The 16,096-nt window shown below is 39.0% G+C and carries 17 protein-coding genes; 15 read left to right on the forward strand and 2 right to left on the reverse strand.

What is annotated here, in order from left to right; all coding sequences use genetic code 11:
- Position 1: 1 nt before the first annotated feature.
- The 4 genes from KHA96_RS13025 to KHA96_RS13040 are packed head-to-tail and all read left to right on the forward strand — an operon-like array spanning position 2 to position 3,863.
- A complete protein-coding gene (locus KHA96_RS13025) occupies positions 2-1,000 on the forward strand; it encodes an ABC transporter permease (protein ID WP_213129692.1) in 999 nt (332 codons plus the stop codon).
- A 5-nt stretch (positions 1,001-1,005) separates the two neighbouring features.
- On the forward strand, positions 1,006-1,863 hold the full coding sequence (locus KHA96_RS13030) for an ABC transporter permease (RefSeq protein WP_213129693.1): 858 nt from the start codon (positions 1,006-1,008) through the stop codon (positions 1,861-1,863).
- Positions 1,863-2,849: an ABC transporter ATP-binding protein gene (locus KHA96_RS13035; RefSeq protein ID WP_213129694.1), complete on the forward strand. Its 987-nt coding sequence runs from the start codon at positions 1,863-1,865 to the stop codon at positions 2,847-2,849. The genes KHA96_RS13030 and KHA96_RS13035 overlap by 1 nt, the downstream gene beginning before the upstream one ends.
- The gene (locus KHA96_RS13040) at positions 2,850-3,863 is read left to right on the forward strand and encodes an ABC transporter ATP-binding protein (protein WP_213129695.1); all 1,014 of its coding nucleotides are present in this window, start codon (positions 2,850-2,852) and stop codon (positions 3,861-3,863) included.
- A 468-nt stretch (positions 3,864-4,331) separates the two neighbouring features.
- Here the strand turns inward: KHA96_RS13040 and KHA96_RS13045 are convergent, their stop codons facing one another.
- Positions 4,332-4,847, reverse strand: coding sequence for a hypothetical protein (locus KHA96_RS13045; protein ID WP_213129696.1), 516 nt, complete (start codon positions 4,845-4,847; stop codon positions 4,332-4,334).
- A gap of 271 nt (positions 4,848-5,118) precedes the next feature.
- Here KHA96_RS13045 and KHA96_RS13050 point away from each other — a divergent pair, with 271 nt between their 5' ends.
- Positions 5,119-5,517, forward strand: a complete 399-nt coding sequence (locus KHA96_RS13050; RefSeq protein WP_213129697.1) for a VOC family protein — start codon at positions 5,119-5,121, stop codon at positions 5,515-5,517.
- An 88-nt stretch (positions 5,518-5,605) separates the two neighbouring features.
- On the opposite strand, the gene KHA96_RS13055 is transcribed toward KHA96_RS13050, so the two are convergent.
- Positions 5,606-5,740 carry a YuzL family protein gene (locus KHA96_RS13055; protein WP_349305744.1) on the reverse strand — a complete coding sequence of 45 codons (135 nt, stop codon included), beginning with the start codon at positions 5,738-5,740 and terminating at the stop codon, positions 5,606-5,608.
- Positions 5,741-5,881: 141 nt separating this feature from the next.
- On the opposite strand from KHA96_RS13055, the gene KHA96_RS13060 reads away from it, so the two are divergent.
- The 10 genes from KHA96_RS13060 to KHA96_RS13105 all read left to right on the forward strand — a co-directional run bounded on the left by KHA96_RS13060 (position 5,882) and on the right by KHA96_RS13105 (position 16,075).
- Positions 5,882-7,339 (forward strand): alpha-L-fucosidase, encoded by a 1,458-nt coding sequence (locus KHA96_RS13060; protein ID WP_213129699.1) that lies wholly within the window; start codon positions 5,882-5,884, stop codon positions 7,337-7,339.
- Between the two features lie 32 nt (positions 7,340-7,371).
- Positions 7,372-8,469 carry a mandelate racemase/muconate lactonizing enzyme family protein gene (locus tag KHA96_RS13065; protein WP_213129700.1) on the forward strand — a complete coding sequence of 366 codons (1,098 nt, stop codon included), beginning with the start codon at positions 7,372-7,374 and terminating at the stop codon, positions 8,467-8,469.
- Between the two features lie 12 nt (positions 8,470-8,481).
- Positions 8,482-9,297 carry an SDR family NAD(P)-dependent oxidoreductase gene (locus tag KHA96_RS13070; RefSeq protein WP_213129701.1) on the forward strand — a complete coding sequence of 272 codons (816 nt, stop codon included), beginning with the start codon at positions 8,482-8,484 and terminating at the stop codon, positions 9,295-9,297.
- Positions 9,294-10,067, forward strand: coding sequence for an SDR family NAD(P)-dependent oxidoreductase (locus KHA96_RS13075; RefSeq protein WP_213129702.1), 774 nt, complete (start codon positions 9,294-9,296; stop codon positions 10,065-10,067). Before KHA96_RS13070 ends, KHA96_RS13075 begins: the two co-directional genes overlap by 4 nt.
- A 22-nt stretch (positions 10,068-10,089) precedes the next feature.
- Positions 10,090-10,980 carry a fumarylacetoacetate hydrolase family protein gene (locus tag KHA96_RS13080; protein ID WP_213129703.1) on the forward strand — a complete coding sequence of 297 codons (891 nt, stop codon included), beginning with the start codon at positions 10,090-10,092 and terminating at the stop codon, positions 10,978-10,980.
- 4 nt (positions 10,981-10,984) lie between these two features.
- Positions 10,985-11,401 (forward strand): RbsD/FucU family protein, encoded by a 417-nt coding sequence (locus tag KHA96_RS13085; protein ID WP_213129704.1) that lies wholly within the window; start codon positions 10,985-10,987, stop codon positions 11,399-11,401.
- A 302-nt stretch (positions 11,402-11,703) separates the two neighbouring features.
- Entirely contained in the window at positions 11,704-12,663 is a 960-nt protein-coding gene (locus KHA96_RS13090) for an AAA family ATPase (RefSeq protein ID WP_213129705.1), read from the forward strand.
- The gene (locus tag KHA96_RS13095; protein WP_213129706.1) at positions 12,664-13,761 is read left to right on the forward strand and encodes a DUF58 domain-containing protein; all 1,098 of its coding nucleotides are present in this window, start codon (positions 12,664-12,666) and stop codon (positions 13,759-13,761) included. It abuts the gene before it with no gap.
- An 18-nt stretch (positions 13,762-13,779) separates the two neighbouring features.
- Positions 13,780-15,075 carry a DUF4129 domain-containing protein gene (locus KHA96_RS13100; RefSeq protein WP_213129707.1) on the forward strand — a complete coding sequence of 432 codons (1,296 nt, stop codon included), beginning with the start codon at positions 13,780-13,782 and terminating at the stop codon, positions 15,073-15,075.
- A 37-nt stretch (positions 15,076-15,112) separates the two neighbouring features.
- Positions 15,113-16,075, forward strand: a complete 963-nt coding sequence (locus KHA96_RS13105; RefSeq protein WP_213129708.1) for an alpha/beta fold hydrolase — start codon at positions 15,113-15,115, stop codon at positions 16,073-16,075.
- The last annotated feature ends 21 nt before the right edge of the window (positions 16,076-16,096 follow it).

The following is a 16,096-nucleotide window of genomic DNA, read 5'->3' on the forward strand; positions in this document are numbered from 1 at the left end:
CATGACAGTGAAGGTTTTATTAAAAAGAGTGGGAACGGCTGCAATTACGATTGTTCTTGCAACGATATTAACCTTTTTATTATTAAGATTGACTCCAGGAAATGCGATTGACCAATGGGCTCGTGAATATTCCATCCAATACAATATTTCTTTGACGGATGCGTATGAACGGATTGCAGCCATGATTAACTACAATCCGCTTGAACCGATTTATCATCAATTTGTCCGATACGTATCAGGACTTGCACATGGAAATCTCGGTTACTCGATGGTGAATCAGGGATTGACCGTTAACGAAATCATAGCAAAAGCATTGCCATGGACATTATTTGTTTCTAGTGTTTCATTGGTCATCAGCTTTGTCATTGGAATCTTTTTAGGGGTAAAAATGGCGTGGAAACGAAATTCAATTTTGGAACCGATCGTTTCTTTATATTCCGTTGTCACTAATGCCGTTCCCGATTTTATTTTCGCTATCATTTTGTTGATTATTTTTGCCTATGGGCTCGGGTGGTTTCCAATTAATGGAGCTTATGATTTCTATTTAACCCCTGGATTTAACTTGCCATTTCTTTTAAGTGTCGTTTATTATGCGGCATTGCCAATTTTAACGTATGTCATTACCTTGATTGGCGGTTGGGCTTTAATGATGAAAGGCAGTGCAGTCGGTGTGCTAGGTGAAGATTATGTGGAAGCTGCAAGAGCGAGGGGAATCTCAGAATCGAGGATCATGGATCAATATGTAAAAAAGAACGCGATCATTCCACTTGTTACACAACTAGCAGTAGCACTAGGTGCTATGTTAGGTGGTGCCATCTTGATTGAAAACTTATTCCAGTACCCAGGAATTGGCTACTATATGGCAGAAGCGACTAAACAACGTGATTATACGGTCATGCAAGGAATCCTGCTTTTTATCGCAATTACGATGGTCGTTGCCAATTTGATTTCTGACTTAATTTACTCCAAGTTAGATCCGCGAATTAAGGTAGAGGAGTGATGATCATGCAGAGAACAATCGATTTTTTTAAAATTATTTGCGGTAATAAACGATCTTTGGTTGGATTAATTATTCTTATCTTTTTCTTTTTAATGGCAACAGTCGGTCCGTTTATTTTCAAGCTGGATATGGGGGTTGATTACGAAAATCGCTACTCTGGACCAACATGGGATCATTGGCTTGGAACAGATTATGGCGGAAGAGACACGTGGACACAATTAGTTCATGGCTCAAAAGAAGTTATTACGATCGGGTTATTGACGGCAATAATTACAATGATTTTCGGTTCATTATTAGGGATGATTTCCGGGTTAATTGGAGGGAAGGTTGATACAGGAATCATGCTCGTAACGAATTTATTCTTAACGATTCCATCTTTCCCAATCTTTATCATGTTGGCAGCCATCCTTTCTATAAGGGATCCGATTAGTTTCGCCCTTGTATTGAGTGCGTGGAGCTGGCCAGGTTTGACCCGTGCCGTTCGCTCTCAAGTTATTTCATTAAAAGAAAGAGACTTTATCGTCATTTGCAGGGTGATGAATTTAAGTCTTCCACATATTATTTTTCAAGAATTAATGCCGAATATTGTTTCCTACCTCGCAATTAACTTTGTATTAATTATGCGCGGAGCGATTGTCGGCAGTGTTGGATTAATGATGCTAGGATTGGCGCCTTATTCACCGACTAACTGGGGACAAATGCTTTCCTTAGCCATCTCGCAAACAGGGGGAATTTTTAATCCGAATGGTTATATTTATGTGCTTGCACCAATTGTCTGTCTTGCTCTATTCCAATTAGGAGCCATCTTTTTTGCGAATGGATTGGATGAAGCCTTAAATCCTAGGTTGAGGGGGAATGCATGATGGAACAGAATCTTGTTGAAATTCGTGATCTCTCGGTAGAATTTAAGCTGAAAAGAGGTACAGTTCGAGCAGTCGATCATGTCTCTTTGGATATTCCAAAAGGGAAGGTGACTGCATTAGTAGGTGAAAGTGGAAGTGGTAAATCGACGCTTGCCTCTGCGATTTTAAAAATGGTTTCCTCACCTGGGGTCATTAGCAGTGGATCGATCAATATGTATGGCAATGATATTTTAACGTTTAAACAACGAGCATTGCAGCAATATCGCTGGAGTAATGTATCAATGGTATTTCAGGCAGCACAAAATGCTTTAAATCCAGTTGTAAAAATAAAAAACCAATTTATCGAAACATATTTGGCTCATAAAAAAGCGCCGGAGAAGGAAATTTTAGCAAAAGCTTCCCAATTACTTGAATATGTTAGGCTTGAACCGAAACGGGTTTTTGAATCGTATCCACATGAATTAAGCGGCGGGATGAAGCAGAGGGTGATGATTGCTTTTAGCCTTTTGCTCGATCCAGATTTGGTCATTTTAGATGAACCTACCACTGCTCTTGATGTTATTACACAAGATTATATATTTGATATTCTATTAAAGATTCATGAGGAATTGGGAATTACGATGCTGCTTTTATCCCACGACATTTCAGTAGTTGCAAAAGTAGCGGACAGAATCGGTGTCATGTATGCCGGTAAAGTGGTGGAGGTTGGAGATATATTTCAACTCTTCCATAATCCGAAACATCCATATACATCGGGATTAATTAAAGCGGCTCCTTCTTTATTAGAGGATTTGGAGAATACAGTTCCAATTGGCGGATCTCCTCCAGATCTATTAAATTTACCTTCAGGCTGTGCGTTTCATCCGAGGTGTCAATTTGCTACCGATACTTGCACGCAAGTCACTCCACAAATGGAAGCAGTCGGAGAAAATCACTTAACCGCTTGTCATCTATATAACGTCGTAGAGATGAAAGGGGCGAATTAATTGAGACATTTACTAGAACTAAATGATGTCAGTATTATTTTTGAAGGCAAAACGGACGGTATAAAACATACGATTCCCGCGATGGTGAATGTTAATTTGAAATTTGATCCAGGGGAAATTGTCGCTCTTGTTGGAGAAAGCGGCTGCGGAAAAACAACGTTAGGGAAGGTGTTGACAGGACTGCAGAAGCCTACAGAAGGGGAGTTGCTTTTTAACGGCAAAAATGTTTGGTCCATGAGTAAAGCGGAGTTTGCCGAATATCGTTCTAGCGTTCAGCTTGTTCAACAGGATTCTTATGCAGCATTAAATCCTACAAAAACAATCTATCAATCGTTATCAGCTCCTATTTTACAAAATAAAATTGTGAAAGGAAAAAGGGCGGCTTACGAAAAAGTTTGTGAACTATTACGAACGGTCGAATTAACGCCTCCTGAACAATTTTTGGATAAATATCCGCATCAGCTTAGTGGAGGGCAAAGGCAGAGGGTGCTAATGGCTCGAGCCATTTCGTTAAATCCAAGGCTAATTGTTGCTGATGAACCGGTATCGATGGTTGATGTTTCACTCAGATTATCGATATTAAATTTAATGGCAAAGCTAAATAAAGAAATGGGGATAGCTTTTGTATATATCACCCATGATTTAGCAACCGCTCGCTATATTGCGAAAAGTGGCAGACTCGCCGTCATGTATTTAGGAAAAATAGTGGAACTTGGAAGTGTGAGAAACGTGTTGGCACAGCCAAGGCATCCTTATTTACAGGCGTTGCTGACAGCCGTTCCCGTACCAGACCCAAAAGTAGCAAAGGGAAAACGAGAGCTGCCTTTAAAAAGTTTAGAAATGCCGAGTATATCGAATCCTCCAAGTGGATGTGCCTTTAATCCGAGGTGTCCCTATGCAGATGAAACATGCAGTGTTGCTCCACCAGAACTCGTCTTCCACGGGGACGATTTAGTTGCATGCCACCATGTAGAAAGGATACCGGAATGGAAATTGGTCACTTTAGCAAAATAATATTTAAAATTGCCGTCTTTTTCGCATTATCTAGTTTGATTTTGCTGTTTTGGGTGGAAAAGGATACAGCCCAGTTCGTTCTAGTTGTGTTGTCGCTTGGGATTAATCTTGTATTGATACTCATTATTTTAGGGATGAGTGTTATCGTGAAAAAGAAGGGGTGAATTCAAAAATGCTGTTTCTCTAGAATGGAGAAACAGCATTTTGGTGTTATCGCGAATTTTAATGGGATTCACGATGAAAAAGAATAACGGTGGAATTTGATCGTGAATTAGCCTGGGATTCACGATGAAAAAGAAAAACGTTGGAGTTTGATCGTGAATTAGCCTGGGATTCACGATGAAAAAGAAAAATCTCGGAGTTTGATCGAGAAATAGTCTGGAATTCAAGACGAAAAAGAAAAACTTCAAAGTTACGCCACAAATCAATTCAGTATCCGGAACAAATTTATCCTATTTGACGGTTATTTTAATATTTGGATAACAGCTTTCCATCGCTTGAATAAGCATTCCAGGTGGGACTATATGTAAACCAATTTACATTCCCATCAGTGACCATAAAAAATACTCTTGTTCCTTTGTCGGTCGTAATAATATTTGTAGCGATTTCTTCATTTGTTTTTTCATTAAATACTGTAATTTTAGCAATATCATCATTAAGTATAATTCCCCCGGTATAGTACAAGGTTTTACCAGGAATATCTAATGGTCCTATACTACCAGCAATATTCATTGCAGTCTCACCAGCACCAATGGTTCCTCTATGACTAACTATTTTCCACTTGAATTTAGCGCGTTGTAATATATTTATGCCAATCCATCCTGTCTCTTCCTCAAGCAAAGCAAATGCTAAATTCTTATTCAATTTCTCAACGTGAACGATATCATTAATATCATATTCTTCTTCCAATTCACTTTCTATCGTGTTGCTGCACCCACTTAAAAATAAAAAGACAAAAATAAGACATGCTAGCTTATTATTCATGAATTTACCCCGTGTTCATTGTTTTACATATTATTCAATTTTTAATTAAAAACTCCTTTAAGAAAAATAAGAAATTGCAAAAAGTTCAAGGATTCTAGTAAATGATGAAGAATATTATATATAGCCTATTAGGAAGGGTTGACTAATTAGGATGTCTCTGTAAAACACTCAATAACTAAGAAGGATGCAATTGTAAGTAAATCAACAATAGATACAGGACTAGGTTTGTATCCAGACCTATTCAAGCATACAAGGGAGAGGACAATTATTTATGGAGAAATTTAATGTGTTGGGATTCGGTCATGTAGGATTAAGTGTAAGAGATGTTGAAATATCACGGAAGTTTTATGAAGATATGTTGGGTTTCGGTGTGGTTTGGGAACATTTCAATACAAATGGAAATCGAAGTCTACTGTTTATGGGGAATCAATCCTGCGTCATCGAGTTCCTGGATGCAAAGCATGATAAAGTGGACGGAATCAATGGGCCTATCAACCATTTATCTATTCTTGTAGATGATATAGAGGCTGCAGTGGCAGAACTTAAAAGTAAAGGCATTGAATTTGAATTAGACATAACTTTAGACCCGAATCTATACCAAAATGGGGAAAAGTTTGCTATTTTTCGTGGGCCAGACGGGGAACGCCTCCAGCTAGAACAAATTCTGTAAGGATATTTGTAAAAGCAAGGGATATAAAAATAAATAAAACAGGTGGAGAATGTTTCCACCTGTTTTACATATTTAAATAACAAACATATTAAAGTTCTTTCTTATTTTTCTTTCTTGCAGAATCTTTTTTAACTCCAGTTTCATTAGTTGTCGTTCCTTGCCCCATAGTTTGTGATGCTCCTAGACCGATCGTTGATGGGTCGGCTTTTCTTCCTTTCGACACGATCTTCACCTCCATGTAATAGTATTCCTGAAAATTATTTACGTATACGGTCAAAACTCTTTAAAGAAAAGTCGGAAATTATCAAGGATTCTAACAAAATATGAAGAATACTATATATAGCTTAATAGAAAGGATGACATAATGGACAAACGCAAATATTTAATGATGATTGACGACACGATTGCAAAGGGACAATTCAAAGATGATTGGGACTCATTATCGCAAATTCAAGTCCCAGATTGGTACCAAAACGCGAAATTCGGGATATTCATCCATTGGGGAGTGTATTCAGTTCCGGCTTTTAAAAATGAATGGTACCCGCGAAATATGTATATTCACGATTCTGATGAATATAAGCATCATCTCGAAGTGTATGGAGACCATAAGGATTTTGGCTATAAAGATTTTATACCGATGTTTCAAGCGGAGAATTTCCATGCAGAGGAATGGGCCGATCTTTTTAAGCAATCAGGCGCGAAATATATTATGCCTGTTGCAGAACATCATGATGGATTTCAACTTTATAAAAGTGATATTTCGACGTTAAATGCGTATGAAATGGGTCCAAAACGGGATCTTCTTGGAGAAATGAAGACGGCTTTCGAAGAGCAAGGTTTAGAGCTCACGGTTTCGTCTCATCGGGCGGAACATTGGTTTTTCATGTCGGGAGGAAAGGAATTTGACTCTGATATTAAAGAGCCTCTAGTTCGCGGAGATTTGTATTGGCCTTCGATGCCTGAAGCGGATCTTCACGATATCCATTCACCAAAACCAACTGAAGAATTTTTAGAAGACTGGCTAATTCGTTGTTGCGAACTTATCGATCAATATAAGCCAAAGGTTTTTTATTTCGATTGGTGGATTCAAACGGAAGCATTTAAACCATACTTGAAAAAATTTGCTGCCTACTATTATAACCGTGCAGAGGAATGGGGAGCACAAGTCGCCATCAATTATAAATTCGATGCCTTCGTATTCGGATCAGCAGTGCCTGATATGGAAAGAGGCCACTTTGCAGAATTAAAGCCTTATTTTTGGCAAACATGTACATCCGTCGCCCGGAATTCGTGGTGCTACACACCGGGGAATGATTATAAGTCTTCTATTGAAATCATTCAGAATCTAGTAGACATTGTCAGTAAAAATGGTGCTCTTTTATTAAACATCGGTCCAAAAGCGGATGGTACGATTCCTGAGGAAGATAAAGCAATTTTGCTAGCTGTGGGCGATTGGCTTAAAGTGAACGGCGAAGCCATTTATGATACTACTTATTGGAAAACATTCGGAGAAGGGCCAAATAATATTGAAGAGGGCCAGTTTACGGATCAAGCGGCTAAAGTCTTTACAAGTGAAGACATACGCTTTACGAGAAAAGGAAGTCATTTATACGCAACTGTGCTTGTGTATCCAGAAAATGGTGAAGTTCGAATCAAGTCGCTAGGAAAAAAATCATCATTATTCCATGGAATAATCGAAGAAATATCTATTCTAGGATTTGACGAAAAACCAACATGGAATCAAGCAGAAGATGCGTTATTGATTCAAACGTCAACAGTAAAATGCCCAACCCCTGTCGTTTTTAAAATTGTATTAAATTAAAAATGAAAGCGTTAACTAGAGGAGGTAGATTGATGAAGATTACAAACGTAGAAACGTATTTACTTGATGTACCTTTGAAGCAACGAGCCATTACCGATTCACAAACAAGGCTTGAGAGTGTTGAATTTATCGCGATTCGCATTGATACTGATGAAGGAATTAGCGGCTGGGGCTTTAACTGGAATTATACGAAAGGGACAAGGGCCGTCCAAGCGATTATCGATGATACATATGCACCTAAATTAATAGGAAAAAACCCGCTTATGTATAAAAATGTTTTAAAAGAACTTCATTACACGAATCATTTTATCGGACAAGTCGGGGTCACACGTGTTGGACTCTGCGCAGTTGAAATGGCTTTATGGGATATAAAATTGAAGGTTGCGAACTTGCCTCTCTGGAAATACCTCGGTCCAGTCAAAGATAAAGTGAAGGCATACAACACGGACGGCGGCTGGCTCCAAGTGACGCAGGATGAACTGATTCGAGATATGACGGCCTTAATTGAACGTGGATTTGATGCTGTAAAAATGAAGGTCGGTTTGCCTGATCCACGCGAGGATTATAAACGTGTAAAAGCGGTACGAAAGGCGATTGGCGATGACATCAAGTTAATGGTCGACGTGAATACAGTTTGGGATCTCAAAACATCAATTGTATGGGGCCGAAAATTAGAGGAGTTTGATGTGTATTGGCTTGAAGAACCGATGAATCCTTTTGATAAAAAAGCCCATGCGGAATTGGCGCGTACCCTAGACTTACCAATTGCTGTTGGAGAAACGATTTATACGAAATATGATTTCCGTGATTATATCGAAATGGGAGCGGTTGATATCGTCCAGGCGGATGCTACGAAACTATCAGGAATTGATGAGTGGCTGGATGTCGCAGCTCTTGCACGCTGTTATAATCTTGAGGTCATTCCACATACAAATGTCCAGCAAAAATTGCATGTACAGCTAGCGGCGGCTTCGTCGAATGTTCCAATGGTGGAGTATTGCTACGAATCGATTGCCGACATTTGGGAAAATCCTATTAAAGTTGTAAATGGGTATTATACGTTGCCGGAAGAACCAGGATTAGGGTGTAAATTCACGGAAAAAGTACTTTCGGAATGCCGAATTGGGTAAGGGGGTTTACCGATGAAACGACTAGAAAACCGGGTGGCGCTTGTAACGGGAGCAAGTAGGGGGATCGGAGCGGCCATCGCAGAGCGGATTGCCGAAGAAGGTGCGCATGTCGCAATCAATTATAAATCGCCAGAACAAAAAGAAGAAGCGGAAAAAGTACTATCCAACTTGCAAACTCATTTTTCGGGAAAATATATGATCGTTGAAGCGAACATAGGAGTGAAAGATGAAGTAGATCGTATGATCAATGAGGTTGAAAAAGAATTAGGCTCTGTAGAAATTTTAGTAAATAACGCAGGCATTGCTCCTTTTCAGCCATTCCTACAGGTCACCGAAGAAATATGGGATGCAACGTATCAAACAAATGTAAAATCCATTTTTCTTACCTCTCAGAGAGTAGCACCTCAGATGATACAAAAGCGATACGGCAAAATCATTAATATCGCTTCAACGGCTAGTTTACTTGTGACAAGCCCAATTGTACCTCATTATATTTCATCAAAAGCAGCAGCACATCAATTGACGAAGGCACTCGCCATTGAACTCGGCCAATATAATATCAACGTCAATGCAGTTGGACCGAGTACGATCGATACGGAGATGTGCCGTGAATATTTAGCGGATCCGGCCATTCGTGCAAAAGAAACTGAAGCGAATCCAATGAAAAGATTAGGGACAGAAAAGCAAATTGGCGATGCGGTCGTTTTCCTGGCATCAGAAGAGTCAATGCAAATTAATGGCCACCTTTTAATGGTGGATGGAGGATTAACCGTAAAAGCTGCTCAGCCGGAAGATCATATGCAGGAGGAACGGGAGGCATTGACATGAGGTTAGATGGGAAAATGGCTATTATTACCGGATCAGGAAGCGGAATCGGGAGGGCAACAGCTTTGCGTTTTGCTTCAGAAGGTGCTCATGTGGTTGTAAATGATATTCATCAGGAGCATGGTGAAGAGACAGTCGAAGAGATTAGGAAAAATGGTGGAAGTGCCTCTTTCTTTAAAGCGGATGTGACAAATGCTGGAGATGTTCAAGCCTTAACAAAGTTTGCGGTCGAGGAATATGGGAAAATTGATATTTTATTCAACAATGCAGGAATCAGCAATGTAGGTAGGGTAGACGAAGTCGAACCGGACGTTTGGGATAAGGTGATGAGCGTAAATGTAAAGGGCGTTTATTTGCCGAGTAAATATATTGTTCCTTATATGATGGAGCAAAAAAGTGGGTGCATCATTAATATGTCCTCATGTGCTGCTGAAATTGGCCTTTTAAAAAGAGCTCTATATTCAGCAACGAAGGGTGCAGTTTTATCTCTGACAAAGGCAATGCAAGTGGATTACGCACCTTATAATATTCGGGTGAACGCCATCCTTCCGGGTACGATCTATACACCATTTGTCGAGAACTATCTAAAATCCGCCTATGATGATCCATCAGAAGCGATTGAAGGAATTAAAAAAAGACAATTAAGCGGTGATTTAGGAAAGCCTGAAGATGTCGCTAATGCTGCTTTATTTTTAGCATCTAATGAGTCGTCATTTATGATGGGGTCTCCCCTTTATGTTGATGGCGGCGCCACGTTTGGAAAAAATGCATAATTTATGAGAGGAGAAATAAAATATGAAGTTATTAACGTTTATTGATAATGGGGTACATAAGCTTGGAGTGAAAACAGATCAAGGGATATTAGATATTTCCGCCTCTGTTAAAAACGGAATAAATTTTGATATAAAAACTGATATGATGGATGTTATTTCCGGCTTTAAAGAAGAGGTTTCCAGACTGCAGGACTTTATTGATTATTCGCTTAGTGAAAAAAAGGCGATCTTTGTGAATGAAGAGGATCTTACTTGGGGTCCAAGTGTCACGAGGCCGCACAAAATTATATGCGTCGGCTTGAATTACAGAAAGCACGCAGATGAAACGAACGCCCCTTATCCAGAAGTACCTATTTTATTTAATAAGTTTGACAACACATTAACTGGACATAAGGATGAAATTCCAGTTCCGAAAGTGACGAAAAAATTAGATTATGAGGTAGAGCTCGGCATCGTCATTGGAAAAAAAGCAAAATACATTAATGTAGATGATGCATTGGATCATGTTTTTGGCTATTGTACTGTAAACGACTTATCTGCGAGAGATTTGCAATTGAGAACACCACAATGGCTGCTCGGAAAGTCATGCGATAAATTTAGTCCAGTGGGACCATACTTAGTGACGGCAGATGAAGTTGGAAATCCTAATGATCTTTCATTAAAAACATATGTAAATGGAGAATTAAGACAAGATTCCAATACATCGGATATGATTTTTAATTGTGCAGAAATCGTTAGTTATATTTCGCAGCATATGACATTAGAGCCTGGTGATATTATTTTGACAGGTACACCAGAAGGCGTCGTCATGGGCTATCCGGCAGATAATCAGCACTATTTACAGCCAGGAGATGTCGTCACTGTTGAAATTGAAAAACTAGGTACGCTCACTAATTATTTTATAGAGGAGTGAGATGATGCTAAAAGGCATCCCTTCCATTCTTTCGCCTGACTTAATGAAAACATTAATGGAAATGGGGCATGGAGATGAAATCGTATTGGCGGATGGGAACTTTCCTTCCGCCAGCAATGCCAAACGAATTATTCGCTGTGATGGCCATGGCATTCGAGAATTATTGGAAGCCATCATGCAGTTCCTTCCTTTAGATACATATGTGGATCGCCCGGTAGCGGTAATGGAAGTTGTACCGGGCGACCCATTTGAACCAATGATTTGGAAGGATTATGAGACGATCATTGGATCATCCGTTTCCATTGAATATGTTGAAAGATTCGCTTTTTACGAGCGGGCAAAAGAAGCATTTGCCATCGTGGCAACGAGTGAAAAAGAGTTGTACGCAAATATTATATTGAAAAAGGGAGTTATTGGATAGAGAGCTTGCATGTACATGCAGGCTTTTTTTATTCGTAGGATGTTGTAATGAGCTATTCGGTAATCTTTTAAAAGATTACCGGGTTCTATTAGCTGATTCGCCCCTTCTATTAGCCGAATGTCGAGTTCTATTAGCCGATCTTCCATTCTATTAGAAGATTGCCGTGTTCTATTAGACGTTCCACCAATTCTATTAGATGACAGTTCTATTATTATTTTCAAAGAGAAATAGTGTATAATTATAATAATCTAAAATTTTCGCATAATCACCTCAATACACGTATGGAAAGGGAGCCGTTTTTCATGGAATTATCAAAAATAAAAGATCTTGCAGATCAGGTTAAACAAAATATTCAACAAGTCATCGTGGGGAAGGAAGAAACGATTGATCAGCTGCTTGTGGCACTGATTTCTTCGGGGCATGTGCTCCTTGAGGATGTTCCGGGAACAGGGAAAACATTATTGGCAAAGTCATTGGCGCAATCGCTTTCCTGCTCTTGTAAACGCATCCAATTTACACCGGATTTACTGCCATCAGACGTGACGGGCATTAATTTTTATAATCAAAAAATAGGCGAATTCGAATTTCGTCAAGGTCCTATTTTTTCTAATATCATTCTTGCGGATGAAATTAACAGGGCCACTCCTAGAACACAGTCGAGTCTTCTTGAATGTATGGAAGAGCAGCAGACGACGATTGATGGTGAGACCCATATACTAGATAAACCTTTTCTCGTTATTGCTACTCAAAATCCGCTTGAAAGCCAAGGGACGTTTCCTTTGCCGGAAGCTCAGCTCGATCGTTTCTTATTAAAATTAAACTTAGGCTATCCTTCTAAGGAAGAGGGCATCGCCATTTTAAAACGATTTAAAGAAAAAAATCCGATTCACGAATTGCTTCCGATTGCAAGCAAGGAGGATATCGTAGAAGCACAAAGACTGTATTCAAAAGTATATGTAAGTAACGATATGCTTAGCTACGTAATAGAAATCATTGAGAAAACTAGGAATCACGAGCATATTGAATTAGGTGTCAGTCCGCGCGGAAGCCAAGCACTGCTCAAAGCTGTCCAAGTATATGCTCTATTAAAAGGCAGAGACTATGTCATTCCGGATGATGTAAAAGCGATGATTAAACCAGTTTTGGCACATCGGCTCATTTTAGCCCATACGATAAGGCTGCGGGAAAATCAAGCCCACCTATTATTAGATGAAATCCTTGATCAGGTGGCAGTTCCAGCAGAAGAATTGACGGTGAAGTAAATGAATATAGCGTGGTTTATTTTAATAACCTTTGCGGTAGTCGGCGTACAAGCATATATCTACCATAAATGGGGGCTTTTACGAATTGAATATACGCGCTCTTTTAACGAAAAAACGGTTTTTGAAGGCGAAAAAATCGAAATGATTGATGAAATTTCAAATAAAAAACTGCTTCCCATTCCGTGGCTTCGACTTGAATCGAAAATAAGTGCAAACCTGCAATTCCAAAAAACGTCCGCTACCGATAACGAAATCGATAGTGGCGACTATCACCGTACGTTATTTAGCTTGATGCCGTATCAAAAAGTGAAAAGAAGACAGTTTTTGACGTGTACGAAAAGAGGGCACTATCAATTTAAAACAGTGTCTCTTTCAACTGGTGATGCATTTGGAATTAGTGAAAGGTTTAAAAGTGTATCATCAGCTGCGGAAATTATTGTGTATCCTCGTTTAGTTGCGTTGGATAATATTCCGTTGCCTGCCCATAGCTGGCTAGGGGATATTATCGTTAGACGTTGGATTATTGAAGATCCGTTTTTGACGGCAGGTATCCGTGATTATGCATATGGGGACCCTTTAAATTCGGTTAATTGGAAGGCGACCGTACGCACGAATCGTCTTCAAGTAAGTAAGAAGGATTATTCAGCGGATCACCACTTAATGATTTACGTGAATTTTAATCAGACAGAAGATTTTCGGATTCCGATTATTGATGAAGCTCTGATGGAACAAGCCCTTTCCTATGCGGCTTCCATTGCCCAATATGCGATTGCAAATGGGATTGGGACTGGCTTTGGCTGCAATGCATATTTTGATGAAATGGACAAAAAGCCGATTCGCATTGAACCCGAGAATAGCAAGCAGCAGCTGAACTATTTATTTGAAACGCTGGCAAAAGTAAAAATAGGAACAAGCACGTTTTTTGACTTTTTCTTACAGGAAGACGTCGATCGTAATTTGGAAGGAACGGATATTCTTCTCATTACAGCGATCGTAACAGATGGGATGAGAGAAACAATTAAAAAGTTAGAGGCACAAGGGAATTCTGTGGAGGTTCTTCCTTTGGAATCTGAAATTACATTAAAAAAGGCGAATTGATAAGGAGGTATATGACTTTTGAAAAAACTGATCATAACAATCATTCAAGGTTTATTTGAGTACCTTCTTTTCTTTCCACTTGTCTTAATGGTCGGAATTTTGCTTATGCCTGAAATGCTTTGGACTTGGATACCTGTTCTTTTTGGTTTGTTTATTGTTGGTGTTCTCTTTCGAACTCTATTACGGGTGCAAAAATGGTGGGTATATGCCTTTTGTTCGTTTGTGTTCGGAATAATTCCAACTATTTTGTTTGGTGAGCATATTGTTACTTTAATTTTATTAGGTATTATCCATCCTATTATTATTTACCGTGGAATGATGTATGTGGGACGCAATTGGGAAACCCTTCTGCCTACGTCATTCATGTGGTATGGAGGTTTTGGGATTTATTTTGTCTGCTACATTCTTTTTCGATACGTTGATAAATTTCAATCTTATTTGTCTATTATTTCGATATGTGGAGCGGCTATCGTTGTTAGTATTCTTTTTATCTCAAATAGCGAGCATTTGAGAGCTTCTACACTATCGAAAGATAAAAAACCATTTATCAGTCGAGCTATCAAAAATCAAAATAGGGTTTATCTTCTGTTAACGACTGCCGTTATTCTTCTATTAACGAATGGTAAAGTCGTGCAAGAAGCTGTTTTTCAAGCGTTTAAAGGTTTTATTCAAATGATTTTATGGTTGTTTGGGACGGACGAAGGAAAATCTGTTGTTGAGGAGACACCTCCACCGCAACAGATGGAGATTGGCTTAGAAAAAGGTGAGGCTAGTCCCTTTTGGAAGTTTTTAGAAATGATATTCATGTATGTATTTTATTTTGTTTTAGCAGCTCTAGTTATAGGAGTTCTTCTTTTATTTATAAAAAGGGTAAGAATGCTTGTGAAAAAATGGATTGGCAAATTCATTTCATTTTTGAAAAATATCATTTTCAGATCAACTGATCTAGCAGAATCAACACAATATATAGATGAAAAAGAGAGTGTTTTTGATTGGAATGAATGGAAGGAATCTCAACAAGAAAAAGCGAAAAGCCTATTCCAACAAATATTTAAACGCGAGCCACGTTGGGATTCAATGACAAATGATCAAAAAGTTCGATATGTGTATAAACAATTTTTAAAGCAAAATAAAAAGGGAATGGAATTCAAGGCATCGAAAACTCCTCGGGAAACGATTGAGGTATTAAAGACTTTGGTGAATGAAAAGACAACAGCAGAGGAATTACGTGATGCTTATGAGCAGGTAAGATATGGTGAAAGCAGTGTGGAGGAGAGTAGAATTAAGGATTTGCGATTGTTGATAAAGGAGTAGCGATGACAATAACTTTTTATTAATGGGAGAAAATGATATGCATATAGATATGCCAATACATGAATTAGAAAAGTATATGGGAAAGAACCCGAAACCAGCAGATCATGAACACTATTGGGAACGAGGCCTGTCTGAACTGGATGAGCTTTCGCTTCAATATGAGCTTGTGCCTGCTGATTTTCAATCCAATATTGCGGATTGCTATCATTTATATTTTACAGGTTTAGGCGGAGCTAGAGTACATTGCAAATATGTTAAACCGAAAAATGCACAACCGAATGGACCAGGTCTAGTTATTTTTCATGGGTATTCCGGCAGCAGCGGAGAATGGACGGATAAAATTTCATTCGCTGCAGAAGGTATTACCGTTTTAGTCATGGACTGCCGTGGGCAAGGAGGTCTATCGGAGGACAATCTACAAGTACAAGGTCCAACAATAAGAGGACATATTATTCGTGGCTTGGAAGACGCTAATCCTGATCATCTTTATTATCGGAATGTCTTTTTGGATACCGTTCAAACAGCACGCATCTTGATGTCAATGGACCACGTTGATTGTAATCGGGTCGGTTCATACGGTTATTCTCAAGGTGGTGCACTTGCTACTGTGTGTGCGGCGCTAGAACCGAGAATAAAGGAACTCGTTGCGGTGTACCCATTCCTGTCCGATTACAAGCGAGTTTGGGAAAACATGGATATCAGTAATTCTGCATATGAAGAGATCTCCTACTTTTTTAGAGTATGCGATCCGAACCATTTAAGAGAAGAGGAAATTTTTGAGAAGCTTGGATATATCGATATTCAACATTTAGCAGATCGAATAAAGGCCAATACACTTTGGGTGACAGGACTTAAGGATAATGTTTGTCCGCCTTCCACACAATATGCGGCTTATAATAAAATTAAGGCTAAAAAAGAAATATTATTATTTCATGAGTTTGGCCATGAGCATTTATATGGCTTAGCGGATAAGGCATTTCAAATGTTCCGTTCGTTATAATTATTTAAGACAGGTTCTTCT

Origin of the sequence: Bacillus sp. FJAT-49711 (assembly GCF_018343715.1) — a bacterium.
Taxonomy (GTDB): domain Bacteria; phylum Bacillota; class Bacilli; order Bacillales; family Bacillaceae_C; genus Lederbergia.

Coding starts and splice junctions, on each gene's coding strand:
- KHA96_RS13025 (WP_213129692.1), top strand. CDS start 2: ATGACAGTGAAGGTTTTATTAAAAAGAGTGGGAACGGCTGCAATTACG.
- KHA96_RS13030 (WP_213129693.1), top strand. CDS start 1,006: ATGCAGAGAACAATCGATTTTTTTAAAATTATTTGCGGTAATAAACGA.
- KHA96_RS13035 (WP_213129694.1), top strand. CDS start 1,863: ATGGAACAGAATCTTGTTGAAATTCGTGATCTCTCGGTAGAATTTAAG.
- KHA96_RS13045 (WP_213129696.1), bottom strand. CDS start 4,847: ATGAATAATAAGCTAGCATGTCTTATTTTTGTCTTTTTATTTTTAAGT.
- KHA96_RS13050 (WP_213129697.1), top strand. CDS start 5,119: ATGGAGAAATTTAATGTGTTGGGATTCGGTCATGTAGGATTAAGTGTA.
- KHA96_RS13060 (WP_213129699.1), top strand. CDS start 5,882: ATGGACAAACGCAAATATTTAATGATGATTGACGACACGATTGCAAAG.
- KHA96_RS13065 (WP_213129700.1), top strand. CDS start 7,372: ATGAAGATTACAAACGTAGAAACGTATTTACTTGATGTACCTTTGAAG.
- KHA96_RS13070 (WP_213129701.1), top strand. CDS start 8,482: ATGAAACGACTAGAAAACCGGGTGGCGCTTGTAACGGGAGCAAGTAGG.
- KHA96_RS13075 (WP_213129702.1), top strand. CDS start 9,294: ATGAGGTTAGATGGGAAAATGGCTATTATTACCGGATCAGGAAGCGGA.
- KHA96_RS13080 (WP_213129703.1), top strand. CDS start 10,090: ATGAAGTTATTAACGTTTATTGATAATGGGGTACATAAGCTTGGAGTG.
- KHA96_RS13085 (WP_213129704.1), top strand. CDS start 10,985: ATGCTAAAAGGCATCCCTTCCATTCTTTCGCCTGACTTAATGAAAACA.
- KHA96_RS13090 (WP_213129705.1), top strand. CDS start 11,704: ATGGAATTATCAAAAATAAAAGATCTTGCAGATCAGGTTAAACAAAAT.
- KHA96_RS13095 (WP_213129706.1), top strand. CDS start 12,664: ATGAATATAGCGTGGTTTATTTTAATAACCTTTGCGGTAGTCGGCGTA.
- KHA96_RS13105 (WP_213129708.1), top strand. CDS start 15,113: ATGCATATAGATATGCCAATACATGAATTAGAAAAGTATATGGGAAAG.